This window comes from Wenzhouxiangella marina (genome assembly GCF_001187785.1).
Lineage (GTDB): Bacteria > Pseudomonadota > Gammaproteobacteria > Xanthomonadales > Wenzhouxiangellaceae > Wenzhouxiangella > Wenzhouxiangella marina.
On the sequence record NZ_CP012154.1, the window covers coordinates 90,061 to 116,457 of the forward strand.

Consider the following 26,397-nt stretch of genomic DNA (forward strand, 5'->3'; position numbering starts at 1 on the left):
ATTTCCTCGAAATCGGTGTCCTCCGGAGGGGCTTCGTACCCGAAACCGTGCCAGCAGACGCCGTCCGATACTCGCAGTAGTACGATTCGGGGCCCTGACAACAAACTCTGAAAACCCCGAATTCACGCTAGCATCATCAATGCTTATTAGCAATCACTTGTTGAGCAGGATCAAATTTAGGGAAATTCGATAACCTGCCTCCCCCCGCAGCGCTTGCAAGCGGTCGTGGTCGCTGCCTATGCTGCATCGATCCGGTTACGAAACCGCTACAGGCAGAAGTCCATGACGTCTCTCATCCGGGCCTTCGCGGCCCTCCTGCTCGCTTTCACGTTCAGCCCCGGCGAGGCCCGCGCCGAGACCTGGGTCGTCGTTCATGCCGGCTGGCTTCTCGATCGGCCCGGCGAGGCGCCCCGCCGAGAGGCGTCGGTGATCATTCGAGATGGATCGATCGAGCGGGTCGAATCGGGCTATGTCCAGCCCGAGCAGCTTGCCTTGGCCGACGGTGATTCGGTCACGGTGCACGATCTTCGCGACCACCACGTCCTGCCGGGCCTGATCGATGGCCACGTGCACCTGACCCTGGAGTTCGCGCCGGGCTACCGTCAGCAGTGGGTGGACTATTCGGACGCCGACATGGCGATGGTGGCCGCGGGGCATGCGCGCTCGACCCTGATGGCGGGCTTCACGGCGGTGCGCGATCTGGGTGCCGCCGAGGGCGATGCGATCTTCGCGGTCCGTGACGGCATCGAGCGCGGTGACGTGATCGGGCCTCGGGTCTTCGCCGCCGGCAGCACGATCAGCATTACCGGAGGGCATGGTGACTTCAGCCTGGGCTTCAACGAAACCGTCGCCGCCACGATGCGTAGCTCCGGCATCTGCGATGGCGCGGATGATTGCCGCCAGGCGGTCCGTGATCAGGTTCGTCGCGGTGCGGATCAGATCAAGCTGACCGCCACGGCCGGCGTGTTGTCCGAAAGCGCCGCCGGTCTCGAGCAGCAGTTCTTCGATGACGAACTCGAGGCGATCGTGGCCACCGCTCACTCCATGGGCCGGCGCGTGACCGCACATGCCCATGGCGCCGAAGGCATCAAGGCCGCGCTCCGCGCCGGGGTCGATGCGATCGAGCACGGCACCTTCCTCGACGACGAGGGCATCGAGCTGTTTCGCGAAAGCGGCGCCTTCCTGGCGCCGACCCTGATGCCCAACTTCGCCCTGCAGCCGGTCATCGATAGCCCGGATTCCTGGATGTCGCCGATCCAGCGGGCCAAGGCACGCCAGGCCCTGACCCTGGCCCAGCAGTTCGCCCGCCGCGCGCATCAAGGCGGCGTTCGCATCGCCTTCGCCACCGACGCCGGTGTCTTCCCGCACGGCGACAATGCCCGCGAGTTCGGCCTGCTGGTCGATTGGGTCGGCATGACGCCCATGGAGGCCATCGTCAGCGCCACCGTCGACGGGGCCGAGAATCTGGGTCAGGCCGACGTCCTCGGGTCCCTCGAACCCGGCAAGCACGCCGATCTGATCGCCGTGGCCTCCGATCCGCTGGCGGATGTCCGTTCCCTGGAAAACGTCGTGTTCGTGATGAAGGGAGGTCAGGTCTACAAGACGCCGCCACCTTGATGCGGCCGTTCGCTGTTCGCCGTTCGTCTGGCGCTGCTCGTCCTGACCACGGCGGCTTGCTTCCCGGCCTTCTTCAACGGCTTCCATCCGCACTGGGACGACGTGTGGATGGTGGTGCGCAATCCCTTCGTGGTCGATTTCAGCGCCACGAAGCCCGGGCCCTTGCTGACCGAACTCAACTTCGGTCAGTATTCGCTGGTCAACGCCCTCTACTACATCGCCCTGTTCGAAGGCTTCGGTCTGCGGTCGGGGGGCCCTCCGTGCAGCCAGTCTGCACGTTCGTCAAGCGAATGAGCGAATGAATCGAATTCACCCCAAGAAGCTCCTCCACAGCAAGTGGACGGCGCAGCACCCGGAACGGCGGGAAAAGCACTTCATCGTCCGGGAAGTGGACTTCGATGAGGACGGAAACGTCACCCACTGCCTGATCGAGGCCGTGCTGACCGGCCGTCAGTTCGAGATCGACTGGCGAAGCCTGCAGGACGCCGAGCGCTGGCGGCAGGGATGGAGCTAGGGATTCTCTGAACAACCCTGCTCGGAACGCGATCCTTCTCCGGCAAGGCTGCCTCGGTCGGGCCTGTGATCGCGGGCTTCGGAGGCTGAGGTACACTCGTGGTAGGGGGTGAAGACACTCCCTCCATGATTTCAGCCCGGTTCCCAATCGGGACGAGTCGCCCGGGCCGATGGCAACGGCGCCGATCGGCTCACCCGGGCGCCACCGTTGCTGCCGATTTTCCGATCCGGCCCACCGCCTGGATTCCTTGATACTGGGTTACTCATGACATTGATTCGAACGATTCTCCCCGCCGCCCTCCTCCTGGCGGTTACCGCTGGCTGGGCCCAGATCGACCCGGCGCTGAGCCAGGCCCTTGAAGGCTCGGAGCGCGTCCCGGTGATCGTGGCGATCGAGGATACCGGGGGGAGCACCGAGCTGAACCGCCGCCTCCAGCCCGAGGCCATGGCCGCGCGCCTGGCGCGCCAGGACGCGATCATCGAGCGCGCGCTGAACCGGCCGATTGCCGAGCTCGAGACCGCGTCGGCGACGGAATCGCGGCTACGCCGCCGCTTCCGGAGCGTGCCGTTGGTGTCGATGCTTCTGAACGGCGCGGAAATTTCCGCACTGCTCGCCGATCCTGCCGTGACCTCGATCGTGCTCGATGACCTCGTGGCTCCGGCGAGCGATGGCACCATGCCCCTGATCGGGGCCAGCGCCTTGCACAGCGCCGGTCTGACCGGTGCGGGCGTGAGCACCGCCATCCTCGATACCGGGGTCGATCATGAACACCCGATGTTTGCCGGTCGCATCATCGAATCGGTCTGCTTCTCGAGCAATGTGGATGAACAATCCATCAGTCTGTGCCCCGGGGCGGCAGAAGAAGACCTCACCACCCCGGATGCGGGCGATGACTGCGCCTATTCAGGTGATTCGACGACGCCGATCGGCGGCTGTGGCCATGGCACGCACGTGGCCGGCATTGCGGCGGGTGCTGCCTTCGTCGATCCGGTGGGCGGTGCGACCCTGATCGGCGTCGCGCCATCGGCGGGCATCGTGGCCGTTCAGGTCTTCTCCCGTTTCGACAGCCTGTGCGCCGGCTTCGGCCTTTCGACCCCATGCGCCCTGTCCTACACGAGTGATCAGATCGCGGCCCTGGATTGGCTGCTGATCAACCGTGCCAGCCTGAGTCTGGCCTCCGCCAACATGAGTCTCGGCGGTGGACAGTACACGGGCTACTGCAACACCGACCCGCGCTTCGGCGTCATCAGCAACCTCCGTGACCTGGGCGTGGCCACTGCCATCGCCTCCGGCAACAGTGGCTTCAACAATGCCGTGGGTGCACCCGGTTGCATCGAGCCCGCCATCACCGTCGGGGCCACGAACGATTCGGACGTGGTGGCCAGCTTCTCGAACTCGGCGACCATGATCGATCTGCTGGCGCCGGGCGTGGCGATCAATTCCGCCGAGCCGACGATCGACGATACCCTGCCCGGCCGTGCGCGATCGATCAGTGGGACCTCGATGGCGACGCCGCATGTGGCCGGGGCCATCGCGCTGCTGAAGTCTGCCCACCCCAACGCATCCGTGGACCAGATCGAGGCGGCGCTGGCATCGACCGGTGTGCCCGTGACCGAATCGCCTTCAGGTCTGGTTCGGCCCCGGATCCGCGTTGACCTGGCGCATGCCGTCATCGATGCGACCCCCCCGGGGGTGGAATCCATTCTTCGTCTGTCACCGTCGAACGAATTCACCAACGTCGCGAGCGTTACCTGGCGGGTTCGCTTCACGGAAGTCGTCGAGAACGTGACGGCCGATGATTTTCTGGTGTCGGGCACGACGGGCACGGTCAGCATCGGTCAGCTGAGCGCCCAGGAAGCGGACGTGACCGTGTCCGGGGGTGACATGGCCAGCGTCGATGGTGTCGTGTCGCTCGGCTTCGCGGTCGGGCAGGACATCCAGGATCCGGCAGGCAACCCCCTCGACGACACCACGCCCATCGGCGCGAATCAGTCCTATACGCTCGACCACACGGCGCCGATCCTGAACGGCTTCGTGCGCTTCTCTCCGAGTGATGAACAGACCGATGCCGACGTGCTCGTCTTCGAGCTCTCCTTCAGCGAGGCGGTCACCAGCATCTCGATCGACGATTTCGACATCGTCGGGACGACTGCGGTGGGCAGCTTCATGCCCGTCAACGCCAGCACCTATCAGATCACGCTCTCCGGGGGTGACCTGGCTGATCTGAACGGCACCGTTGGCCTGAACCTGTCCTTCAGCCAGGACGTCCGCGATACCGTCGGCAACTTCCTGGGCACGGTGGAGCCGGCCATCGACGAGACCTATTCGATCGTCAATGGAGCGACCGTCGGGGGTGCCGTGACGGGGCTGGTAGGCACCGGCCTGAGGCTTCAGAACAACGGCGGCGACGATCTGCTCGTCAGCGGCGATGGTCCCTTCGTTTTCGGCTCGGTCGTTCCCTTCGGCGATAGCTACGAGGTCACCGTGGCCACCGATCCGAGCGAGCCAGCGCAGCGCTGTGAAGTGACGAACGAGTCCGGGCAGGCCGGGATGACACCGATCGATAACGTTCAGGTCGACTGCCGGACGATCATCGATCTTTCGATCAGCATCAGTAGCGATGCAGCCGTTCTCGAGCCCGGTGCCGGGCTGAGCTATGTGATCACGGTCATCAATCAGGGGCCGGTGGCCGTCAGCAGTGCGCGCGTCACCAATCTGCTCCCCGCCGAACTGGTGGATGCGTCCTGGGTCTGCATGCCTTCGGCAGGGTCGGTCTGTGCGATGGATGGATTCGGATCCATCGATGAACTGGTCGACCTTCAGCCCGGTGGACAGGTCACGTTCCTGCTCAGCGCCGTCGCGGCGGTGGGCGAGCAGCATGTGCTGTTCAATGTGGCCGAGGTCTCGGCCCCGGGCGATGTGCTCGAGGACGAGGTGTCCAACAACAGCGCCAGCGACCGGCTGGCCACCGACAGTGCCTTCGATGATCGCTTCGAGCCCTGAAGCGCGGCCTGGCCTTCGGTCCGCGAGACGGACCGGGGCCGGCTGGCCGTTCGAAAGGCGCTGAAGATCGACGCGGCTTGTCGCCGTCGAGCTTCACTCCAGGCCGGGCGACCTTGCTCGGTCAATCCGCCGCCACGATCCTCAGCCGCGGCATCGCTGTCGGGTCAGGGCCCGCATGGCGGCCAGCAGGCATCTGGCCGCCTTGGTTCGAGTGCGGTCAGCTCCGCCGAAGGACCAGTACGCCGACGCCGAGGCTGAGCAGCATGAGCAGCAGCAGGCCCAGGGGTCCGAAGATCGGCACCGGAATGCCCGCAATGCCGAAGATCAGCTCGCCGCTGTTGTTGACCGGATCCGGATCGGCCGTCTCGGTGGCGACGCTGGCCGTGGCCAGGATGGTGCCCGCGCCGGTCACCAGCACCGTGATCTCGCAGCTGGTCGAATCGAACTCGGCCAGGCTGGCCACGCTCCAGCTGAGCGTGTCACCACTCAGGACGGCGCCGCAGGTGCTCGAGACGAACGAGGTTCTCGCCGACAGGACCAGGGTGAAATCCAGGCCCGTGGCCGTGCCGGGCCCGTTGTTGGTGCCGGTGACCGTGTAGGTGAAGCTGTCACCCGGGCCCAGGTCGGGGCTGGCATCGCTCGTCAAGGTGATGCCGACGTCGGTGGCCTGGGCACCGATGAGGACCGCGGTGTCGGCGTTGTTGGCGCCATCGGGGTCATTGCTGTCGCTGGAGATGCTGACCGTGTTGCTGATCGCGCCCAGGGCGCTCACGCTGACCTCGAGGGTGCAGCTGGCCGAATCGCCCGAGGCCAGGTTGCCGATGGTCCAGGTCCAGTCCGGTGCCGAGAAGCTCGCACCGCAATCGTCGGAGACGTAGTCCAGGCCGGCCGGCAGGCTGTCGAGGACCACGACGTTGGTGGCATCCGAGGGGCCGGCGTTGTCGGCGCTGATCAGGTAGCTGAAGGTCGAGCCGATCAGGATCGGGTCCGGAACCCCCTGGGCGAGCTTGCTGATCGACAGATCGCTGCTGGCGCCGAGCGTGTCGCTGTCCGTCGAGCTGTTGTCGGTGCCGTTCACTTCGGTGATGCCCGCTGCGGTGGCGACACTGACCGTGTTGTCGAGCGTTCCGGTGGCGGCCGGGTCGATGGTGCAGGTGGCCGAGTAGCTCAGCGAGGCGCCGACCGGGAGATCGACGGTGTCGGAAATGCTGCCGGATCCGGCCGCCGTGCAGCTGCCGCCCCCGCTGGCCACGCAGGTCCAGTCGAAGGCGGTACAGGCGGCCGGGGCGGTGTCGGTGACCAGGCTGCCCGGCGCATCGGAAGGTCCGACATTGCTCACGCCGATGCTGTAGGTCACCGATTCGCCCGGCGTGGCCTCGGTCTGGCCATCGCTCTTGGTGGCGAACAGGTCGGCCTGCGGGTTCAGGGTATTGGTGTCGGTGGCATTGTTGTTGCCCGGGACGGGGTCATTGATCCCGACCGGCACCGTCACGGTGGCCGTATTGACGAGGGTTCCCGTCGCGCTCGCGGCGATGCCGCAGGTCGCGGTGTAGGTCAGCAAGCCGCCGGCCAGGAGATCGACGGTGTCGTTGATGTTGCCGGCCACCGGCCCCGCCGTGCAAGCACTGCCGGCGCTGGCCACGCAGGTCCAGCTGCAGCTGGTGCCTGCCGGGAAGCTGTCGCTGACGTTGGCGCCGATCGCATCGAAAGCGCTCAGATTGCTGACGCTGATGGTGTAGGTCGTGCTCAGTCCCGGCACGACGCTGCTCACCCCGTCGGTCTTGGTGATCGCCAGGTCGACGGCCGGGTCGACCACGACCGCGGCGGCCGAGAACTCCGAGGTGTTGCCATCGGCGTCGGTGGCCGTGGCAACGATGAAGTCACCGGGTACGGCGCTAAGGGCCGGCAGGACGACGGTCGGGCTGCTGCCCTCCGCGTAGCTGTCGCTGCCGAGGAAGAAGTTGCCTTCCAGCCCATCGGCATCGGCGATGAAGAACTCGACCCGGATCGGGAAGGCGGAATTGGGCGCGATGCTCGGGACCGAGTAGCTCAGCTCCAGGTTCGGGCCGGCGAGGATCGCGGCCGAGATGTCCGGGAAGTTCTGGCGGCGGTTGGGCCCGCCGTCTGCGTCGTCCACGTCGTTGGCGTTGACGCCGACCGGCGCGATATCGATGCCGAGCCCCACGTTCTGGGAAAAGCGGCTACCGAGAATCCGATTGCCGTTGCCGGGGCCATTGAGCTGAACGCCAGTCGCGTTGCCGCTGAAGAAGTTGAAATCGGTCGGACTCAGTCCACCGATGAGATTGTCGCTGCCGACGATCTCGATGCCCGGGCCGTCGAAGTTGGCGATCATAATGCCACGGATCTGGCTGCCGTCGCCATTGATGCTCAGGCCGCTGGCGCCGGCACCGGCCATCGTGCCAGCCAGAATGACGATCGGCACGGTAGTGAAGTCGGGCTCGGTCGTCCCGTCGATGATGATCGTCTCGGTGATCGTCGGCAGTGCGCTCGCCGGCTGGATCACGTACGGCAAGGGACCGGCGATATCGAAGTCGATCGTGTCGAGCCCGGGCGTCAGGTTGGCGCAGCTGATCGCATCGCGCAGGGAGCCGGGTCCGGTGTCATTGGTGTTGCTGACCGTGGTCGAGCACGCGCCGATGCTGACTTCATAGTCTTCGACCTCGCCGTCGACGGCGATGCCGTCGTAGCTCAGGCCGCCGGCCTGGCTGAAGCGGAAACGCGCGAAGGTCTGGGGCAGGGCCGCAACGACAGGGACGCTGAAGCCCAGGCCGTTGTTGGCACCGGCCACCAGCGCCAGGTCCGTGAAGATCTGTTCGCCCGGGTCGGCCCAGCTGCCGTTGCCGTTGAAGTCGATCCAGGCATTGAGCAGGCCGGCGCCGCTGGCCGTGATGTCCACGGTCGCGCCCTGCCCAGCCACCAGCGGCGTGGTGAACACGACGCCGTCCTCGTCATCGCTGCCGCCGAGGTCGTCACCGGTGGCCGTGGCATCGGGCTGTCCATCGGCTTCGCTATCGCGCAGCGCGCCCAGGAACGGGCCGGCGTCGATGTGACCGGCGCCGTCGTGCTCGATCAAGGACGGGTAGGGATTGCCGGTGGCCGCACCACCTGGGCTGTCGGGTGCATCGCCATAGTCGACGGCCGGGCAGCTGATCGCTGCCTCCCAGCCGGGCGCGGTGACGCTGCCGTCGCTGGAGAAATAGAAACCCAGGCAGCCGGAGGTGCCGATCAGGGTGCCGGGGTTGTTGGTGCCCCACCAGGTCGACCAGGCGGAACCGGTCGCGCCGTCGAACAGGACGTTGCCGGGGGGCAGGGTCGGGTCTTCCAGGGTGTTTGCAGGTGGTGCCGTGCTGCGATCCGCGCCATCCCAGATCCAGAGCCCATCGAAGCCGGCCTCGATATTGAAGCTGCTGAAATCCATCTGGATCGGGCCGCCGTTGTCGGAGCAGACCAGCATCTCCAGCTGTTGATTGTTGCTGTAGTTGGCGGTGCCGCCATCGTCGTAGAAGGTCCCGGTGCAGGTGTTGATGTCGGTGTTGCCCATGTCGAAGCTGGGGACCTCGGCGGTCACGGTCACCGAGTAGCTGTCGATGCACAGGGGATCACCAGTGCCGGTGTCTCCCACGCTCAGGCTCCAGCTGGAGACGCCATCGAGGCCGAGGTAGGCATTCAGATCGCCACCGTTGGGCAGAAAGGTCCCGGTGGTCGGCACGCCGCTGGGAATGGCCGCCGCGGATTGGTCGAAATCGGTGGTGACGCAGCAGTCGATCGAAGTGGCGCCCGACCAGGTGCCCGGGGGCGCCAGGATCTGGTTGCTGCCGGGTCCGTCGATGCGGAAATTGGTTTCGTCATGGAAGGAGTTGCCGGTGCCCGGCGTGTTGCAGCTGCCGTCGGTCTTGAACCAGACGACGGAGACGTCGACGTCGGTGATCACGCTGCCCGGGGGGAAGTCGGCGGCCGTGAAGTCCACGCCGGGCAGGGTCAGGCCATAAGTGCCGTTGCCATCGACGCTGATCAGTCCGGCCGGATCGTAGGTCTTGGTGACCGTCTGCGCCAGGGCGGACGGGACGGAAAGGACGGCGGCGATCAGCGCAATCGCGATGGCCGGGAATCGAGTCTTGCAGCGCATTGGGTCTCCCCCCTCCATAGATCAAGTCCCCAGCATCCCCCAGGGGACACTGGCCGGTCAAGAGAGGACGGTGCCGGCGAGCCTTCCGGTCGGGCTTTCCGGCTGGGATTTCCGGCTGGGATTTCCAAGTATCCTTGTGCAGGACCATTCTTCGGCTGCAACACCCATGAAAGACTTCCGTCGCCCGATCGGGCCGCTCGATCAGCAAGCGCAGCTTCGATCGCTGAAGATCAAGCTCATCGTCGCGCAGATCATCGGTGGTCTATTGGCCATCGTCCTGGCCCTGTCGGCGCTGGCCTACTTCACCGGTGATGATCTATTCCCTATCGAGATCGATCGGCAGACCGCGCTGATCGCGATGGTCATCGCGGGCCTCGGCACGGTCGCCGAGAGCCTCGTCACCTTCCTGCTTCGCCTTCGCATCCGACGCCTGGAAGCCTCAGACGAAGCCTGAGCCAGCTGCTCGCGGCGCGTTCTCCGCCCTTCGTCCGCTCCGATGGTTGGGACATTCGCTACGAGCCCAACGCTCTGTGCTGGATACTGATGCCCGAGACCTCGATCGACGAGCTGGTTGAATCCGCAGTTCCGGCAGCAGAAGCGCTCGATGTCGACCTGTCTCTCTAGTCTCCGGACCGCCATGCAGGCCCTGCCCATGCTGGAGCGGGAAACGCTGGAGCTGTTCTACGGTCGCGGCAGCAACTGAAAGACTCGATCGAAGGAGATCGCTATGAACATCGACGACAAGATTCGCCAAGAACTCGCACGACGTGACGCCGAGCCTGGAGATGTCAGCACAGCAGATGCCGGCGTATTCGGGCGTTGTTCCAGGTCTTTACCGCAGGCGACCTGGAGCAGCTTCTGTTCTGCGGGCTGATTGCCGTGGCCGCCTTCAACGGTCTCGGATTGCTCAAACTCTGGTTCTTCCTCGAGATGAACCTCGAGCGCGACCGCAACTGGACCGCGCGGGAGCTCAAACGCCTGGAGATCGCGCTGACCAGTGATCGCCTGAATGCGGCGGCCGACTTGAAGTAATCTGCAGTTGTCCGCTGCTATTCAGGGGCGTCGGACCTGGCTGATGCGCCGGTGAATCTGTTGGTAGAGGGACAGAAAGGCCTCGTACTCGAGCGGCGGGGTGGTCTGGCGTACGGCATCGAAGTAGTCGGACGGGGCCAGGCAGCCGTGACGGCTGGCGATACAGTGGCGAAGGGTCAGGGGGTGTTGTCCGTAGCAGCCGCCGATCCGGTCGCAAAGCAGGGCCGTGACCACCGTGCCCTGGAGTACGGGGTCGTACATGAATCGAGTCGCCGGGTAATCAGCATAGGGTGGGTCGACTTCTTCATTCGTCACCAGAAAATCCAGCGCCGCCAGCATGGCGCCCTCATCCACGCTGCTGCCGAGAATGTTCAGCGCATCCCGGCTAGCTGCATCGACCGAGATCGACTCGGACGTGGCCTGTAGCGCGTCGCTGGTCGAGAACAGCGAGCCTTCGAAGAGGTAGTCTTCCGAGAGTGACTGCATTGCGGTTGCGTCGATCGCATCCGCCGGGTCGAGGCCGGGAGGAAGTGCTTCGGCACAGAACTCGGCGGCCTCGGCGAGAACGGGGCCGCGCAGGCCGAGTTGCGTTCTGGCCGCCTCGCTCATGCCTTCGATCTGTACGGCACGGAAACAGGGCTCCAGCCACTGCGAATAGAGGTGCCTGGCTTGCGGCGACAGTTCACCATCGGCGTCAAGTTGGCGCTCCAATGTGGCCGCCAGCGTTTCTTCGTAAACGATGGGCCTTACTGGATCCGGGGCCACCGTTTCGGCGGCCCCGGATGCATCGACCTCGATCCGTGAAGGCGGTGCAGGTGAATCGTTCGCCTCCGATTTCGGGGCGAGGGACGATGCCTCCGATTCGACCGCAGCGTCAACGGGTTGAATCGTCGGTTGGGTCCGGTCAAGCCAGGCCCATATCCCGATTCCGAAGACGGCCAGGCCAAAAACTGCAGCACTGAGGTATCGCATGATTCCCTGTCAACTCGCTTCTTGAGGATCTGGATGGTCAGCCTCGGCAGCCCCTATCAGCAGCCTCTCAGGGAGCCCGGGACGGGGTTGTCGTGGATGAAGGGTGAACTGTAGGGCGACAGGACCGGCCAGCGCTCGCTGCTGCCGTCGGAGTAGGTTACGCGAATCGCCGTACGGTTGTGCATGACCCGATTCCGGGACGTCAAGGTCATCCTGGAGATGTCGTAGCGGGCATGCAGAAAGCGCGTCGTCGTGTCCGAGTTGCAGGTCGCGTCTACCGGATTGTCCAGCGCAGGAGGAACGATGCCGGCTTCGGTTCGGCTGTGGACGACGGTCCCGCCGCCGCCACCGCCGCCACCACCACCGCCGCCGATCATGATGCGGCGAAAGCGCGGCCAGCCGAAGGAGGGGCCCGGAGACGGGGCGACCACGGTCATCGGCGGCAGCTCGATCGGATCACCGCCGCAGCTGATTGCCTCCTTGCTGCCCGCATCCCGGCCTTGCCGACGCGCGCCATCGGTCCCGCTGGCCGCCGGTGCTTCGGCAAAGTTGACGCCGGTCATGACGTAGTCGTCCGGGCCGGGAACGTAGGTGCTGTAGCTGGGATCGTACCAGGCGCTCTCGCGTTCCCAGACGCCGGAGTTGGGGTTGTAGACATACTCGGCGACGTTCGGGCTTGTGGACTGAATCTGATTCTCACAAGCCAACGCGGCGGGTGTGGCGAGCAACAGGAACATCAGAGCACATGCGCCCCGCAATAATGCAACGTTCATGGACATGGGAAAGCCTCCAGTTGTCAGTGATCAACAAGTCCCCCTGGTGGCGCCGCGGAAAAACATAGCTAAGCCGGCAAAGGCTGTCAATATCAAGAGTATGAAACTTAGCGTATTTCAGGCATATCAATTCCTGCTAATTACGCGACCCGGGTCCGTACTTGCCCGGATCGGTGTCGAAGCAGAGCAATGCTGGACGTCGAGGAGCCGTTCAAGACGCGATTCGAGCTCTTCGTCGTGCCTGAGCCGGGGTTCATCGCGATGGTCAGCGTCCGACCCGCCGCTGCGGCAGACTGCAGGCTCGTTCCAAATTCAGGACATCGACCATGCAACATAAAAGCGCGCTTTCTGTCACGATCCTGCTGGCTTCAGCATTCTTTTCAGCGCCATCGGCCGCAAACTGGACGGACGCGGTCGACCAGAGAATTGCTGGCGATCGCTCCGGCGTCTGTCTCGTGGCGACTCGTATCCAGGATGAGGTCGAGCATGCCGCGAGCTGCGCCGACGCAGGCGTTGATCGGGAGCTCGACGCGCGGTCGCGCTTCGAGATCGGCTCCATCTCCAAGGCCCTGCAGGGGCTGCTGGTCGCCGTGCTGGTCGAGCGTGGCGAGCTCGATCTTGACCAGCCCGTGGCCGAGATCTGGGCGGAACAGACGATTCCCGGTGACTCCGAGGCACCGATCCGTCTTCGTCATCTGCTGACCCATACCTCGGGCCTGCCGCGTCTGCCGACGGGCTTTGTTCCGGCGGACATGAGCAATCCTTACGACGGCTTCGATCGATCCGCCTTGCTGGAGGCGCTGGCGAACACCGAGCTCGAGGCGAAGCCGGGCGAGGCCTTTGCCTACTCCAACTTCGGCGCCATGCTGCTGGCACAGGCCCTGGTCGATCTGACCGGCCAGGGGCTGGAGGCGCTCTTCGATCGGCATGTCTTCGGCCCGTTGGGCATGGAAGACACGGGCCTGAGCGGCCCCACGGTGCAGGGCCATGACGCCAGTGGCGAGGCGGTGCCGAACTGGGACTTCGATGGCGATCTCGGTGGCGTTGGCGCGATCCGCTCCACGCCGGCGGACATGGCCAAGTGGCTGGTCGCCCTGCTTCGACCCGAAGGCAGCGAGCTGGCAGCGGCGCTCGAGCGTTCGCAGCAGGCTCTGATCGAGGTCGGCGGACAGACCGTCGGCTATGGCTGGTTGCATCTCCCGCTCGGTGATGGGCAGGTCCTCGCCCATGACGGCGGCACGGGTGGCTTCTCGAGTTTCGCTGTCGTGGATCCCGGGCACGAGCGAGCGTCCCTGATCCTGATGGACACGAGCATGCTGATGCAGAACAGCCTGGCGGATCTGGCCTTCCATCTGATCGATCCCGACTACCCCCTGGCTTCGCCACAGCGTCCGGCCCTGGCTGCCGAAGGCGAAGTGCTGGAGCATTATGTCGGTCGCTACGGCCTCTATCAGGGCGACGAGCCCTTCTTGGGTGACTTCACTCTGGATTTCACCGTCGATCAGGGTGAACTGCTGATCCAGGCCAGCGTCGGGGGTCAGGTCCAGCCGCGCATTCCCCTGAGCTCCGAGGGTGAAGGGCGCTTCGTGCAGGCGGATCTGGACCTGAGCATCGAATTCGAACGCGATGCCGCTGGACAGGTCGTCGGTCTGGATTTTCAGCAGGGGCCATTGAGCCTCGATGGTCGCCGTCAGTAACCTATGCTTGACTGATGGCCATGGATTCCTTCGACCTCAATCAGCATCTGCCGGCGGAAGTCGCCGCCGGCAGGCCGGGCTGGTGGCTGGCCTACCGCCGCTACCCGGTCTTCTCCTGGCCCTGGGTCTGGCGGCGGGCGCTGTTCATCGGCCTGTTCATCCTGGCCTGGGGCGCGCTGTCGGGACTGGGACACTATGCCGCCGGCGGCAGTGCCTCGGAGGCCACGGAGTTGAGCCTGGTCTTCGTTCTCGGTTTCGCCGTGATGGTCAACGCCGGACCGCTGCTGGCGGCGGGTGTTCGCCATGGCCTGCCGACGCCGCGCTTCGAGCAGGGCGGCGTGCTGCTGGCACTGTTGGTCGGCCTGGTGCTGGCCTTCCTGGCCGACAGCTGGTCCTCGGGCCGGATCATGGCGATCACGGGCGAGCGCTTCGACCGTGAGATGAGCGGTAGCGCACTGCTGCTCAACTGGCTGGTCCTGCTGGTCCTGTACTCCCTGATTGGCGGCGGCCTGGCGCTGCGGGCCTACCTGAGCGAGGGGCGGCGCCTGGCCGAGTTCCGTCAGCAGCAGGCCCTGGCCGATCTACGCGCCGACAAGCTGGCGACCGATCAGCAGCTCGCGGTCCTGCAGGCACAGGTCGAGCCGCACTTCCTGTTCAACACCCTGGCCAGTATCCGATCGGAGCTGCGGCGTTCGCCGGATCAGGCCGAGCAGACCCTGGATGCGCTCTGCGACTATCTGCGATCGGCCATACCGCGCCTGCGCGATGGCAGTGCCTCGGCTGCAAGCACCCTGGTCGAGCAAGTCGAACTCTGTCGGCACTACCTCGATGTCATGCGTGGTCGTATGGGCGAGCGCCTGTCCTGTCGCATCGACATGGAGGAAGCGCTGAACCCCGTCGCCTTCCCTCCGTTTCTCCTGCTTTCGCTGGTGGAGAACGCGATCAAGCACGGTCTCGAACCCAAGCCCGAGGGTGGCGAGGTGATCATTCGGGTCGAAGCCTTGACGGAGAGCGGCGATCGCCTGCGTGTCGAGGTGATCGACAGCGGCGTCGGCCTGGGTCACACGGTCGGCCACGGTGTCGGTCTGAGCAATGTGCATGAACAGCTGCGCCTGCGCTATGGGGATGCGGCCCGTCTTCGCCTCGAATCCCGTCCGGGCGGCGGCGTGAGGGCCAGCATCGAACTGCCGATGGAGAGCCCGTCATGAGCCCGGTACGAATCCTGATCGCCGAAGACGAGCGCGCCCAGCGCGAGCATCTCATCGCTCTGATCGACGCCCTCTGGCCCGAGGCCGAACTGGTTGCCGCCTGCGGCGACGGCGACTCGGCCCTGGCGGCGCTCGAGCGTGACAAACCCCAGGTGCTCTTCCTGGACATCCGGATGCCGGGCGCCAGCGGCATCGATGTGGCCCGCTCGGCCAGCGGCCGGGCCCACGTCGTGCTGACCACGGCCTACGAGCAGTACGCGATCCAGGCCTTCGAGGCCGGCGCCCTGGACTACCTGCTCAAGCCGGTCACCGCCGATCGCCTGGCCGCCACCATCCAGCGCCTGCGTGCGCGCCTGAACGCGGCGCCTCCCGATATCGGCGCCCTGCTCGCCTCCCTCGATGAGCGTCTCGGACAGCCCGCGGTCGAGCGCCTGAAATGGATCACGGCCACCCAGGGTGACACGGTTCGTCTGCTGGCCGTCGAAGACGTGCTCTTCTTCCGCGCCAGCGACAAGTACGTCCGTGTCGTGACCGCCGAAGAAGAAGCGCTGGTCCGCATGAGCCTAAAGGAACTGGAAGATCGCCTCGATCCGGAGCACTTCTGGCGCATCCACCGCTCGGTGCTGGTGGCGGCACCCGCCGTCTCCCACATCGAAAAGGACGAACTGGGGCGCTGGCATGCCCGTTTGCGCGGGCATGCGGAAGCCCTGCCGGTCAGTGATTCGGCGCGGTCGAGATTTCGAGGGATGTAGGTTTTCGGGCTGGCGCCCGGGTTGGTGTGGCTCGCAGGCTGCGCCTGCATTGCTCTTCAAGCAGGCTGTCGCCTGCCCGCTGCGCGGGAAGTCAAAGTCAAAGGCTTTCGCCCCCGCTTCGCTTGCGGGGCGAGTTTCTTTTGGCAGACGAACCAAAAGAAACCAAAAGTTCTGACGGCCATGAAGCCGCCCAGCGCAAAAGGCCGCGCTGGGTCCCCTGCGATGCTCAGCCGGGTCGGGCGGTTTCGAACTCGCTTCGCTCAGACATGCGAAACCGCTTTTTCCGACCCGGCCTGCGCTTCTCGGCGTCTCCAACGCCTAAGGCAAGATCAAAATCAACACCAGTCGGAGCATCGCTTCGCTCGCTCTAGTCCGTTTGGGTCGAGCGAAGTGCAGCTGGAAGCGATGTGGCGATTTGCACGAAGCGGAGAAAGTCCGTGAGCGTATCCGTCCGCCCGTGATGCTCTGTGTGCTTTTGCCTTTGATCTTGCCTTAGCCGTTGGAGTCGCCGAGAAGCGCAGGGCCAGGCGGATCAGCGTCGCCGCGATGTCTGAGTGGAGAGAGCGCAGCGAACGGAGCGAGTTCGGCGACGCCCGCCTGGACCGAGCATCGCAGGGGACCGGGCGAAGCCCGGCGACTTCATGGGCGTCAGATCTTTTGGTTCCTTTTGGATCATCTGCCAAAAGGAACCCGCCCTCAGCGAAGCGGGGCGGAAGCCTTTGACGTTCCCGCGAAGCGGGGCAAGCGCCAGCTTGCGGCCTTTGGCGATGCAGGCGCCGCCTGCGAGCCAGACACCCCGCGGCGCCAGCCGCAAACCCCACCCCTTCAAGTGCCACAAAAGGTATTCGCCACCACTTCTTCGGCCTTCGGCGGCCTCTGGTAATGCGCGTGCTCGGGCTGGTCCTCATAGGGGCGGGCGAAGACCTTCAGCATCTCGTGGAGCGGTGCGAAATCCAGGTCTTCGACGGCGGCGTCGGCGACGCGTTGCGCCAGGTGGTTGCGCAGGATGAAGGCCGGGTTGACCTGCTTCATGGCCTGCCGGCGAGCGGCGTGATCGCCGCCTTCGGCGCGCAGTGCCTGGCGCCAATCCCTGGCCCAGAGGTCGAAGCTCTCGGGATCCCGGAACCACTGTCTGGCCTTCAGGTCGGCTTCGCCGGGCTCCAGGTCGAGATCGGTCAGAGCGCGGAACAGCAGGGTCATGTCGGCCTCCTGCCCGGCCATTCGATCGAGCAGGTCCAGGGCGAGGGCATCGTTGCCACTCGAGGCTTCCCGCAGGCCGATCTTGGCGCGCAGGCGGGCATGGAAGGCCTTATCGAATTCTCGAGGGATTCGCTGGAGGCGTTCGTTGGCGAACTCCAGCGCCCGATTGGGATCCGCATCGAACAGGGGCAGCAGGCATTCGGCCAGGCGGGCCAGGTTCCAGTGCGCGATCGTGGGTTGTCGTCCCCAGGCGTAGCGGCCTCGGCGGTCGATGTAGCTGAAGGCCGTGTCGGGGTGGAAGCGGTCGAGGAAGCCGAAGGGGCCGTAGTCAAGGGTTTCGCCGGACAGGGCCATATTGTCGGTGTTCATCACCCCATGCACGAAACCCACCGACATCCACTGGGCGACCAGGGTCATCGTGCGAGACACCACCCGGTCGAACAGCCGTTGGTAGCGATCGGCCTGGCCGGCCAGATCGGGATCATGGCGGTCGATGATGAAGTCGGCCAGGGTCTGCACCTGTTCGCCCAGGCCGTTGCGAGCCAGGTATTCGAAGCTGCCGATGCGCACGTGGCTAGAGGCCACCCGGCACATCACGCCGCCGGGTTCGGGCCGCTCCCGCATCACCATCTCACCGGTCGAGATCACCGACAAGGCGCGCGTGGTCGGGATGCCGAGGGCGGCCATGGTCTCGGTGGCCAGGTACTCGCGCACGGCAGGCCCGATGGAGGAGCGCCCGTCACCCCCTCGGGAGAACGGCGTGGGTCCCGAGCCCTTCAGCTGCAGATCGACCAGTCGGCCTCTCGGCGTTTCGACCTCACCGAGAAGCAGTGCGCGGCCGTCGCCAAGCCGAGGGACCCAGTTCGCGAACTGGTGCCCGGCATAGGCCTGGGCAACGGGCAGGCTGCTGCGGTGCCGCGCATTGCCGGACAGCATGGCCAGGCCGTCGGGCCCGGCAAGCCAGTTCGCATCCAGACCGAGTTCCTCGGCCAGTGAACGATTGAACGCGACCCATTCCGGATCGGCCACCGGTGTGGGATCGACGCGAGCCCGGAAGACGTCCGGCAATTCGGCGTAGCGGTTCTGGAATCGAATCGGCATAGGGAAGACTTTAATCAAAAAGAAAGCGGCCCGCCGAGGCGGGCCGCTCGAAACACCTGATCGGTCAGGCGATCAAGGCGTGATGACGGTATCGATCACGTGGATGACGCCATTGCTGGTTTCGATGTCCGTGACGGTGACCAGGGCGCCGTCGATCTTGACGCCTTCGTCGGTCACTTCGATGTCCACGTCCGACCCCTGCACGGTGGTGGCGCTGTCCAGGTTGACCACGTCCGAGGCCATGACCTTCCCGGCGACAACGTGATAGGTGAGGATCGAGGTCAGCAGTTCGGTATCGGCCAGGATGGCCTGCAGATCATCAGCGGGGATCTTGGCGAAGGCTTCGTCGGTGGGCGCGAAGACCGTGAACGGGCCTTCGCCTGACAGGGTGTCGACCAGGCCTGCAGCCTGCACGGCCGCGACCAAGGTGTTGAAGTTGCCGGCACTGACGGCGGTTTCAACGATGTTCTTCTTCATCGAGCCGCCGTGATGGTCAGCGCTCGCGAAGGGGCTGATCGCCACCAGAATCAGGGCCAGAGTGAAAAAAGCTTTGCGAATGAACATGAACAACTCCTAGGGAAAGTGAAACGCTGGCAAGCAGCGAGCGTAGAGTCTGCTGCGGTCCCCATGGAGAAGAAGTCAATTAAAAATCAAGAGCTTGTGCAGATTCTGTGTGCTGCTTGTGAAGACGGCGGCTTGAGCCTGACTTGTGGTGCCATGCAGTTTTTCGTCACGAAACCTTGACACGTAGCACATTTCGTGTTCAGACTGAAAAGATCAATCCGAACATAAGCATGTTCGAAACAACAGTACCAGAAGTCATACAAGCCATATCTTGCAATTGATTTTCCCCACCCCGGACACTCGAATCGACCGCGCTCTCGCGGCCGCCATTCGTTTGCCCATTGCCATGCGACCGAAGACTCGGGGGGACCGGGTGGTCTCGGACGCATGCTCTTTCCAATCCCAGACCAAAGAGGGTAGTTCTACATGACCGTTTCCAAACTTCTGGCCGGCGCACTCATCGGTGCTGTCGGTCTGGCCTCTGCCATGTCCGCCGTGGCCGAAGACAACCGCTACATTGTCCAGTTCGCACCCGGCGCTGCTGGCAATGGCAAGGCCGCCATCCAGGCCGCCGGTGGCCGCATCGAGCGTGATCTCACCCAGCACAGCATCAATGCCGTGGCCATCACCATTCCGAGCCAGGCCCTCGAGGCCCTGAGCAACAATCCGAACGTCGTCAACGTCGAAGTGGACGAGCGCGTCTACCCGATGGCCGATCAGGTTCCCTTCGGTATTCCGATGGTTCAAGCCGATCTGGTCAGCGATGCCTTTGTCGGCAACCAGAAGGTCTGCATCATCGATTCCGGTTACCAGATCGGGCACTCCGATCTCCAGTCGACCAACGTGACCGGTGATTTCCTCGCCGGCAGCGGCGACCCGTTCATCGATTCCTGCGGTCACGGCACGCACGTGGCCGGCACCATCGCGGCCCTGGCCAACGGCTCGGGCGTGGTCGGGGTGATGCCCAGCGGCAATATCGCCCTGCATATCGTCAAGGTCTTCGGTGACGACAACTGGACCTCCGGTTCCTGTGGCTGGAGCTACAACTCCGATCTGATCGCCGCCGCCTACGAGTGTCGCGACGCCGGTGCCACGGTCATCAACATGTCCCTCGGCGGTGGCGGTGCCACCTCGGCTGCGGCCCAGGCCTTCCAGGACCTGGCCGATCAGGGCATCCTGTCCATCGCGGCTGCCGGCAATGACGGCACGACCCAGATGAGCTATCCGGCCTCCTACGACGCCGTGGTTTCCGTGGGCGCCATCGACGTCAACGGCAACCTCGGCAGCTTCTCCCAGCGCAACAGCCAGGTGGAATTGGCCGCGCCGGGCGTGGACGTGATCAGCACGGTCCCCTACACCGCAGCGACCGTGAACGTCGATCGCGACTACACCGTCTCGGCGATGGATCGTTCGGCGCAGACTACCGCCAGCGGTGGCCTGGTCGATGGCGGCCTGTGCACCTCGGCCGGCAACTGGTCCGGTCAGGTCGTGCTCTGCGAGCGCGGTAGCGTCAGCTTCAGCGAGAAGGTCTCCGCCGTCGAGGCCGGTGGCGGCGTCGCGGCCATCGTCTATAACAACGAGCCGGGCGGATTCGGCGGCCTGCTGGATTGCAAGGGCAACCCGAACAGTGCCTGCTCGTCGATTCCGGCGGTCAGCATGAGCCAGGCCGACGGTCAGAGCCTGGTCGCCAACCAGCTGGGCGCCTCGGCCTTCGTGTCGACGGTCTACACCGCGCCGGCCGATGGCTATGACTCCTACAACGGCACCTCGATGGCGACCCCGCACGTGGCCGCTGTCGCAGCCCTGGTCTGGAGCTACGCCCCGGACATGACCGTTCCCGAGATTCGTCAGCTGCTGACGTCCACCGCCCTGGATCTGGGCACGCCGGGTCGCGACAACGACTTCGGCTTCGGTCTGGTCCAGGCGCAGGCGGCCATTGACGCTCTGGGTGGCGGTGGTCCCGATCCGGACCCGAATGCGGCGCCGACGGCAGCCTTCAGCTTCAGCTGCAACGAACTGGCCTGCAGCTTCGATGGTTCCGGCAGCTCGGATTCCGATGGCAGCATCGCCAGCTACAGCTGGAACTTCGGTGATGGCAACGGCGCCAGCGGCGCGTCCGCCAGCCACAGCTTCGCGGCCGACGGCAGCTACTCGGTCACCCTGACCGTCACCGACAACGACGGTGCCAGCGACTCGGTCACCCAGCAGGTGACGGTGGCCACCAATGGTGGTGGCGGAGATCCGAGCGGCATCGAGCTGACGGGTGTGGGCTACAAGGTCCAGGGACGCTGGCGTGCGGACCTGAGCTGGAGTGGTGCCCAGGGCGGCAGCGTCGACATCGTTCGTAACGGGTCTGTCGTGACCACGACGGCCAACGATGGCGCCTACACTGATGCGACGAGCTTCAAGGGTGGTGGCACCCTGACCTATCAGGTCTGCGAAGCCGGCACCAGCAACTGCTCGGCAACGGTGACCCTGATCTACTGATCGATCACCCGCCAGCGAGCACACGCTCGAGGCCCGGTCGCACAAGCGGCCGGGCCTTTTTACGTTTTGCCCACTGCGTACCGGATAGCGTGAGGCCACATCACTTTCGCGAAGCTCGACGATGCACCCCACCCGCAAGGCCGGCCTGGATCGACTGAAGGAATTTCTGCCCCGTGCGGGACGCGACTATGCCCGCGAGCGCAACCACGATCACGGACCCGGCCGGCACGACCGGGTCTCGGCACTTTCGCCCTGGATCCGCTACCGCCTGATCACCGAACAGGAGGTGCTCGCCCGGGTGCTGGAGCAACACTCCGTGACCGCCGCGGAAAAATTCGTCCAGGAGGTCTGCTGGCGCAGCTACTGGAAGGGCTGGCTGCAGATGCGCCCTTCCGTGTGGCGTGATTTTCTTTCCGAGCGGACTCGAGCGGTGCATCGGATCGAGGGCAATGGCGGCCTGGCCAGGGCCCTGGAACAAGCCGAAGCCGGGCAGACCGGCATCGAGGGTTTCGATGATTGGGCAAAGGAGCTGATCGAGACCGGCTACCTGCACAACCACGCCCGGATGTGGTTCGCCTCGATCTGGATTTTCACCCTGAAGCTGCCCTGGACCCTGGGCGCCGACTTCTTTCTGCGGCATCTGATCGACGCCGATCCGGCGTCCAACACCCTGAGCTGGCGCTGGGTCGCCGGCCTGCAGACCCAGGGAAAGACCTACCTGGCCCGCCCCGACAACATCGAGAAGTTCACCGCCGGCCGCTTTCGTCCCGCCGGCCTTGCGACCGAAGCCCCGGCACTGGACGGCCCCAGCCCGCCGCCACCGGGGCCACTGCCGCCGGCGCTTCGGGCCGAAGCCCCGATGGACGGGCCGGCGCTTCTGTTGCTGACGCCCGAAGATCTGCATCCGGAATCCCTGCTGCCCGGATCGGCGGAAATCGCCGGTCTGTTGGGTGCCCGAGGGGTTCACAGCCTGTCATCCTGGCCCTGGGGTGAGCAGGCTCGGCGTTTCGTGAGCGGCGCCCTGGACGATGCCCTGGGGCGTGCCAGCGAGCACTTCGGTCTGAGCGGCAGAGCGCTCGAGACCCTGGATGCCGCCATGCTCGTCGATGCCTGCCGAGACGCCGGCGTCGACCGGATCGTGACCGCCGATGCCCCGGTGGGTCCGGTCGACGACGCATTGGATCAGCTCGAGCTGCAGCTGGAAAAGGAAGGCATCCAGCTCGAACGCCGACGCCGCGAATGGGACGCCCTGGCCTGGCCGCAGGCGACCAAGGGCTTCTTCCCCTTCAAGAAGAAGATCCCGGCGCTGCTGGATGCCGTGGGTCTGGGTGATCGACAGGGGCTTCTCGATCTGGGTGCGTGAGGGACGGATGGCTCGGGAACTTACGGTCTATTTCGATGGCGCCTGCCCCCTATGCCAACGGGAAATTGCCCTGATGCGTCGCCTCGACCGTCGCCGTCGAATCGCCTTCATTGACGTCAGTCGTCCGGACGCGAGCTGTCCCATCGACCGCGAAGCGCTGCTGGCCCGCTTCCATGCCCGTGAGGGTGAAGTCATGCACGATGGCGCTGCGGCCTTTGCCGCCATGTGGCGACAGATCCCCTTGCTGCGTCCCCTGGGTCTGCTGGCGAAGCACCGCTGGATGCTCGCCGTACTGGAATGGACTTACCTGCGTTTTCTGACGATTCGCCCCCGACTCCAGCGCTTGTTCGATTGATCCTGAGCGCTTCCGAAACGACCCATCATCTGGATTGATTCACGTCAAGTCCGACCCCCGAAGGAGCTACTAATCTTCGGATTCGCTCATGCTCAGCCTGGGGGCCCGGGACCACTCCTGGTCTCGCAGCCGAACTCGGTTCAAGAGAGGGTGCTTTCGATGCAACGTTCTGTGTTTGTCGCCTTTCTAGGCCTGCTTCTGACCTTCCATGGCGAAGCCTTCGGCCAGACCCCCATCGGTGGAACACTTGCAGGCGATACCAACTATGCGGCAGGGACCTATCATCTGGTCTCCGATCTGATTGTGCCGAATGGCGTCACGTTGACGCTGTCACCAGCTGCCATCATCAAGAGCGATCCGGGGCGGCGGATCATCGTTGATGGCGCGCTGGCGGCGACGGGAAATGCAGTCGACCCCATCGTCTTCACGGAAGCGCGCGACGACAGCGTCGGGCTCCCGATCACGCCTGGTCCACCGGCACCGGGGACCTGGAACGGCATCGAAGTGCGCGCCGGCGGCAGTGCGGTGCTGGAGCACGCCCGCATCCGCTACACGGGCAACTCGAGCTTTCTGAACTGGGGCATCCGCAAGGACGGCGCCGGTAGCCTGACGATCAGCCAGTCCGAGATCACCCTCGGCTCTCGCCAGGGCCTGGTCGTGACCGGCAGCGGCGGAGTGGTCTCGGTCAGCAACACGCTGATCGACAGCAACGGACAGACCGGCGTCTACGTGGAGGACTCCAACGCCACCCTCAGCCTGGTCGACAACCAGATCACGGCCAACGGGAACGGTCTGCAGTTCGGTCAGTTCGTCGGCTTCTCGGGCGCGCTGACCATGACCGGGAACCAGGTCACCGGCAACAGCCTCTCGGGTCTGTATGTGACGGTTCTGCCGATCGCCGGCGGTATCAGCGGCAACACCTTCAGCGGCAACGACCAGAACCTGGCGCCGATCCGCCTTGCCCCCAACGCGTCGGGCACGGTCATCGACGCCAGTAACGTCCTCGATGGACCGATTCGGGTCGATGGCGGCAACCTCGCGGCCGGTCTGACCAGCTGGAGCAGTCCGTTCACCTATCGCCTGACCGGCGAGGTCGCGGTGCCGGCCGGCGCGACCCTGACCCTGCCGCCGGGCACGGTGGTCAAGGCCGATGTGGGATCGAGGCGCCTGATCGTGGATGGCGACCTGAGCGCGATCGGCACCGGTGTCCAACCGATTGTCCTGACCGAGATCCGTGACGACACGGCCGGCGGCGACAGCGGCTTTGCCGGCGATCCCGCCCCCGGAGCCTGGAACGGCATCGAAGTCCGGGACGGCGGCAGCGCGGTGCTGGAGCATGCCCGCATCCGCTACACGGGCAACTCGAGCTTTCTGAACTGGGGCATCCGCAAGGACGGCGCCGGCAGCCTGACGATCAGCCAGTCCGAGATCACCCTCGGCTCTCGCCAGGGCCTGGTCGTGACCGGCAGCGGCGGAGTGGTCTCGGTCAGCAACACGCTGATCGACAGCAACGGACAGACCGGCGTCTACGTGGAGGACTCCAACGCCACCCTCAGCCTGGTCGACAACCAGATCACGGCCAACGGGAACGGTCTGCAGTTCGGTCAGTTCGTCGGCTTCTCGGGCGCGCTGACCATGACCGGTAACCAGGTCACCGGCAACAGCCTCTCGGGTCTGTATGTGACGGTTCTGCCGATCGCCGGCGGTATCAGCGGCAACACCTTCAGCGGCAACGACCAGAACCTGGCGCCGATCCGCCTTGCCCCCAACGCGTCGGGCACGGTCATCGACGCCAGTAACGTCCTCGATGGACCGATTCGGGTCGATGGCGGCAACCTCGCGGCCGGTCTGACCAGCTGGAGCAGTCCGTTCACCTATCGCCTGACCGGCGAGGTCGCGGTGCCGGCCGGCGCGACCCTGACCCTGCCGCCGGGCACGGTGGTCAAGGCCGATGTGGGATCGAGGCGCCTGATCGTGGATGGCGACCTGAGCGCGATCGGCACCGGTGTCCAACCGATTGTCCTGACCGAGATCCGTGACGACACGGCCGGCGGCGACAGCGGCTTTGCCGGCGATCCCGCCCCCGGAGCCTGGAACGGCATCGAAGTCCGGGACGGCGGCAGCGCGGTGCTGGAGCATGCCCGCATCCGCTACACGGGCAACTCGAGCTTTCTGAACTGGGGCATCCGCAAGGACGGCGCCGGCAGCCTGACGATCAGCCAGTCCGAGATCACCCTCGGCTCTCGCCAGGGCCTGGTCGTGACCGGCAGCGGCGGAGTGGTCTCGGTCAGCAACACGCTGATCGACAGCAACGGACAGACCGGCGTCTACGTGGAGGACTCCAACGCCACCCTCAGCCTGGTCGACAACCAGATCACGGCCAACGGGAACGGTCTGCAGTTCGGTCAGTTCGTCGGCTTCTCGGGCGCGCTGACCATGACCGGTAACCAGGTCACCGGCAACAGCCTCTCGGGTCTGTATGTGACGGTTCTGCCGATCGCCGGCGGTATCAGCGGCAACACCTTCAGCGGCAACGACCAGAACCTGGCGCCGATCCGCCTTGCCCCCAACGCGTCGGGCACGGTCATCGACGCCAGTAACGTCCTCGATGGACCGATTCGGGTCGATGGCGGCAACCTCGCGGCCGGTCTGACCAGCTGGAGCAGTCCGTTCACCTATCGCCTGACCGGCGAGGTCGCGGTGCCGGCCGGCGCGACCCTGACCCTGCCGCCGGGCACGGTGGTCAAGGCCGATGTGGGGGGCCGATCGCTGACCGTGCTGGGTCTGCTCGAGGCCGTGGGCACTTCGGCTGAGCCTGTGGTGTTCACCGAGATTCGCGATGACACGGTCGGGGGCGACAGCGGCTTCCCCGGCGATCCCGCTCCCGGAGCCTGGAACGGCATCGATATCCGCGACGGCGGCAGCGCAGTGCTTGAGCAGGCGCGCATCCGCTACACCGGACAATCGACTTTCCTGACCTGGGCCATCCGCAAGTTCGGCAGCGGTGATCTCGTGCTCCTCGATACCTACATTGCGTTCGGGTCGCGAGACGGGGTCGTCATCGATGGTGCCGGTGGCAGCCTGCTGCTGCAGGGCAATCGCATCGAGGGCATGGGTGGCAACGGCATGATCATCCGCAACGCCGCCGCTTCGATTCAGATCCTGTCGAACCGGATTCTCGACAATCTCGGCAACGGGGTACTCATCGAGGAGGCCTCACCACTCATTCAGAACAGTCGACTGGCCAGGAACGCACAGGCCGGGGTCCGGGTGAGCGGTGCTTCCAGTGCGCCGACCCTGACGGCCAACTGGATCAGCGGCAACAACGTGGGCGTTGACAGCTACAGCGGTGCGAACCCGCTGATCGGTGGCAGCGAGGGCAGTGGCAACGACCTCGTCGACAACACGCTGTTCGGTGTCCGCAACAACGACTCGGGTCTGGTCATCGATGCGCGCTTCAACTGGTGGGGGCATCCCTCCGGGCCCCAGGACCCGATCGGGAACCCGACGGGCCTGGGCGATGCGGTCAGCGAATGGGTGGATTACAGCGATTTTCTGGATCGCTCCGCTGTCGACGGGCTGTTCAGCGATCGCTTCCTTTCGCAGCCCTGA

Annotated in this window: 19 protein-coding genes; 14 read left to right on the forward strand and 5 right to left on the reverse strand. The window is 65.2% G+C overall.

The genetic code is table 11. From position 1 onward, the window contains the following. Positions 1-282 precede the first annotated feature (282 nt). The 4 genes from WM2015_RS00355 to WM2015_RS00370 all read left to right on the forward strand — a co-directional run bounded on the left by WM2015_RS00355 (position 283) and on the right by WM2015_RS00370 (position 5,134). Positions 283-1,617: a metal-dependent hydrolase family protein gene (locus tag WM2015_RS00355; protein ID WP_049724179.1), complete on the forward strand. Its 1,335-nt coding sequence runs from the start codon at positions 283-285 to the stop codon at positions 1,615-1,617. A gap of 108 nt (positions 1,618-1,725) precedes the next feature. Continuing rightward, entirely contained in the window at positions 1,726-1,911 is a 186-nt protein-coding gene (locus WM2015_RS00360) for a hypothetical protein (protein WP_049724180.1), read from the forward strand. Between the two features lie 4 nt (positions 1,912-1,915). Next, positions 1,916-2,131, forward strand: a complete 216-nt coding sequence (locus WM2015_RS00365) for a TIGR02450 family Trp-rich protein (protein WP_049724181.1) — start codon at positions 1,916-1,918, stop codon at positions 2,129-2,131. Between the two features lie 264 nt (positions 2,132-2,395). Next, positions 2,396-5,134, forward strand: a complete 2,739-nt coding sequence (locus tag WM2015_RS00370) for a S8 family serine peptidase (RefSeq protein WP_049724182.1) — start codon at positions 2,396-2,398, stop codon at positions 5,132-5,134. 217 nt (positions 5,135-5,351) lie between these two features. Here the strand turns inward: WM2015_RS00370 and WM2015_RS00375 are convergent, their stop codons facing one another. After that, positions 5,352-9,281, reverse strand: coding sequence for a GEVED domain-containing protein (locus tag WM2015_RS00375; protein WP_049724183.1), 3,930 nt, complete (start codon positions 9,279-9,281; stop codon positions 5,352-5,354). A 70-nt stretch (positions 9,282-9,351) separates the two neighbouring features. Between WM2015_RS00375 and WM2015_RS00380 the strand changes: the two genes are divergently transcribed. The 3 genes from WM2015_RS00380 (at position 9,352) to WM2015_RS00385 (ending at position 10,313) form a co-directional block, all read left to right on the forward strand. After that, complete coding sequence (locus tag WM2015_RS00380; protein ID WP_156200713.1) at positions 9,352-9,735, forward strand: hypothetical protein; 384 nt, start codon at positions 9,352-9,354, stop codon at positions 9,733-9,735. A 117-nt stretch (positions 9,736-9,852) separates the two neighbouring features. Further along, positions 9,853-9,984 carry a hypothetical protein gene (locus WM2015_RS16305; RefSeq protein WP_260319121.1) on the forward strand — a complete coding sequence of 44 codons (132 nt, stop codon included), beginning with the start codon at positions 9,853-9,855 and terminating at the stop codon, positions 9,982-9,984. Positions 9,985-10,100: 116 nt separating this feature from the next. After that, positions 10,101-10,313 carry a DUF6768 family protein gene (locus tag WM2015_RS00385; protein WP_049724185.1) on the forward strand — a complete coding sequence of 71 codons (213 nt, stop codon included), beginning with the start codon at positions 10,101-10,103 and terminating at the stop codon, positions 10,311-10,313. A gap of 21 nt (positions 10,314-10,334) precedes the next feature. On the opposite strand, the gene WM2015_RS00390 is transcribed toward WM2015_RS00385, so the two are convergent. Both WM2015_RS00390 and WM2015_RS00395 read right to left on the reverse strand, forming a co-directional pair. Next, positions 10,335-11,024, reverse strand: coding sequence for a hypothetical protein (locus WM2015_RS00390; RefSeq protein ID WP_049724186.1), 690 nt, complete (start codon positions 11,022-11,024; stop codon positions 10,335-10,337). 317 nt (positions 11,025-11,341) lie between these two features. Then, the gene (locus WM2015_RS00395) at positions 11,342-12,022 is read right to left on the reverse strand and encodes a hypothetical protein (RefSeq protein WP_049724187.1); all 681 of its coding nucleotides are present in this window, start codon (positions 12,020-12,022) and stop codon (positions 11,342-11,344) included. Between the two features lie 362 nt (positions 12,023-12,384). Here WM2015_RS00395 and WM2015_RS00400 point away from each other — a divergent pair, with 362 nt between their 5' ends. From WM2015_RS00400 to WM2015_RS00410, 3 genes are read left to right on the forward strand one after another with little or no spacing between them, the layout of a single operon-like run. Further along, on the forward strand, positions 12,385-13,755 hold the full coding sequence (locus WM2015_RS00400; protein WP_082169318.1) for a serine hydrolase: 1,371 nt from the start codon (positions 12,385-12,387) through the stop codon (positions 13,753-13,755). Positions 13,756-13,775: 20 nt separating this feature from the next. Continuing rightward, positions 13,776-14,963, forward strand: a complete 1,188-nt coding sequence (locus WM2015_RS00405; RefSeq protein WP_169751064.1) for a sensor histidine kinase — start codon at positions 13,776-13,778, stop codon at positions 14,961-14,963. Next, complete coding sequence (locus WM2015_RS00410) at positions 14,960-15,715, forward strand: LytR/AlgR family response regulator transcription factor (protein ID WP_049724190.1); 756 nt, start codon at positions 14,960-14,962, stop codon at positions 15,713-15,715. Before WM2015_RS00405 ends, WM2015_RS00410 begins: the two co-directional genes overlap by 4 nt. Before the next feature lie 825 nt (positions 15,716-16,540). On the opposite strand, the gene WM2015_RS00415 is transcribed toward WM2015_RS00410, so the two are convergent. After that, complete coding sequence (locus tag WM2015_RS00415; RefSeq protein ID WP_049724191.1) at positions 16,541-18,016, reverse strand: protein adenylyltransferase SelO; 1,476 nt, start codon at positions 18,014-18,016, stop codon at positions 16,541-16,543. Between the two features lie 72 nt (positions 18,017-18,088). Further along, entirely contained in the window at positions 18,089-18,580 is a 492-nt protein-coding gene (locus WM2015_RS00420) for a fasciclin domain-containing protein (protein ID WP_049724192.1), read from the reverse strand. Positions 18,581-19,006: 426 nt separating this feature from the next. On the opposite strand from WM2015_RS00420, the gene WM2015_RS00425 reads away from it, so the two are divergent. The 4 genes from WM2015_RS00425 (at position 19,007) to WM2015_RS00440 (ending at position 26,397) form a co-directional block, all read left to right on the forward strand. Continuing rightward, positions 19,007-21,067 carry a S8 family serine peptidase gene (locus tag WM2015_RS00425; protein WP_169751065.1) on the forward strand — a complete coding sequence of 687 codons (2,061 nt, stop codon included), beginning with the start codon at positions 19,007-19,009 and terminating at the stop codon, positions 21,065-21,067. 121 nt (positions 21,068-21,188) lie between these two features. Next, entirely contained in the window at positions 21,189-22,430 is a 1,242-nt protein-coding gene (locus WM2015_RS00430; protein ID WP_049724193.1) for an FAD-binding domain-containing protein, read from the forward strand. Between the two features lie 7 nt (positions 22,431-22,437). Further along, on the forward strand, positions 22,438-22,785 hold the full coding sequence (locus WM2015_RS00435; protein WP_049724194.1) for a thiol-disulfide oxidoreductase DCC family protein: 348 nt from the start codon (positions 22,438-22,440) through the stop codon (positions 22,783-22,785). 159 nt (positions 22,786-22,944) lie between these two features. Further along, positions 22,945-26,397, forward strand: a complete 3,453-nt coding sequence (locus tag WM2015_RS00440) for a right-handed parallel beta-helix repeat-containing protein (RefSeq protein ID WP_082169319.1) — start codon at positions 22,945-22,947, stop codon at positions 26,395-26,397.

What these genes read in the sequence shown, in the direction of transcription:
- WM2015_RS00400 (WP_082169318.1), top strand. Translation starts at nt 12,385, where the DNA reads ATGCAACATAAAAGCGCGCTTTCTGTCACGATCCTGCTGGCTTCAGCA.
- WM2015_RS00395 (WP_049724187.1), bottom strand. Translation starts at nt 12,022, where the DNA reads ATGTTCCTGTTGCTCGCCACACCCGCCGCGTTGGCTTGTGAGAATCAG.
- WM2015_RS00440 (WP_082169319.1), top strand. Translation starts at nt 22,945, where the DNA reads ATGCAACGTTCTGTGTTTGTCGCCTTTCTAGGCCTGCTTCTGACCTTC.
- WM2015_RS00430 (WP_049724193.1), top strand. Translation starts at nt 21,189, where the DNA reads ATGCACCCCACCCGCAAGGCCGGCCTGGATCGACTGAAGGAATTTCTG.
- WM2015_RS00355 (WP_049724179.1), top strand. Translation starts at nt 283, where the DNA reads ATGACGTCTCTCATCCGGGCCTTCGCGGCCCTCCTGCTCGCTTTCACG.
- WM2015_RS00360 (WP_049724180.1), top strand. Translation starts at nt 1,726, where the DNA reads ATGGTGGTGCGCAATCCCTTCGTGGTCGATTTCAGCGCCACGAAGCCC.
- WM2015_RS00410 (WP_049724190.1), top strand. Translation starts at nt 14,960, where the DNA reads ATGAGCCCGGTACGAATCCTGATCGCCGAAGACGAGCGCGCCCAGCGC.
- WM2015_RS00365 (WP_049724181.1), top strand. Translation starts at nt 1,916, where the DNA reads ATGAATCGAATTCACCCCAAGAAGCTCCTCCACAGCAAGTGGACGGCG.
- WM2015_RS00435 (WP_049724194.1), top strand. Translation starts at nt 22,438, where the DNA reads ATGGCTCGGGAACTTACGGTCTATTTCGATGGCGCCTGCCCCCTATGC.
- WM2015_RS00415 (WP_049724191.1), bottom strand. Translation starts at nt 18,016, where the DNA reads ATGCCGATTCGATTCCAGAACCGCTACGCCGAATTGCCGGACGTCTTC.
- WM2015_RS00425 (WP_169751065.1), top strand. Translation starts at nt 19,007, where the DNA reads ATGACCGTTTCCAAACTTCTGGCCGGCGCACTCATCGGTGCTGTCGGT.
- WM2015_RS00420 (WP_049724192.1), bottom strand. Translation starts at nt 18,580, where the DNA reads ATGTTCATTCGCAAAGCTTTTTTCACTCTGGCCCTGATTCTGGTGGCG.
- WM2015_RS00375 (WP_049724183.1), bottom strand. Translation starts at nt 9,281, where the DNA reads ATGCGCTGCAAGACTCGATTCCCGGCCATCGCGATTGCGCTGATCGCC.
- WM2015_RS00405 (WP_169751064.1), top strand. Translation starts at nt 13,776, where the DNA reads ATGGATTCCTTCGACCTCAATCAGCATCTGCCGGCGGAAGTCGCCGCC.
- WM2015_RS00370 (WP_049724182.1), top strand. Translation starts at nt 2,396, where the DNA reads ATGACATTGATTCGAACGATTCTCCCCGCCGCCCTCCTCCTGGCGGTT.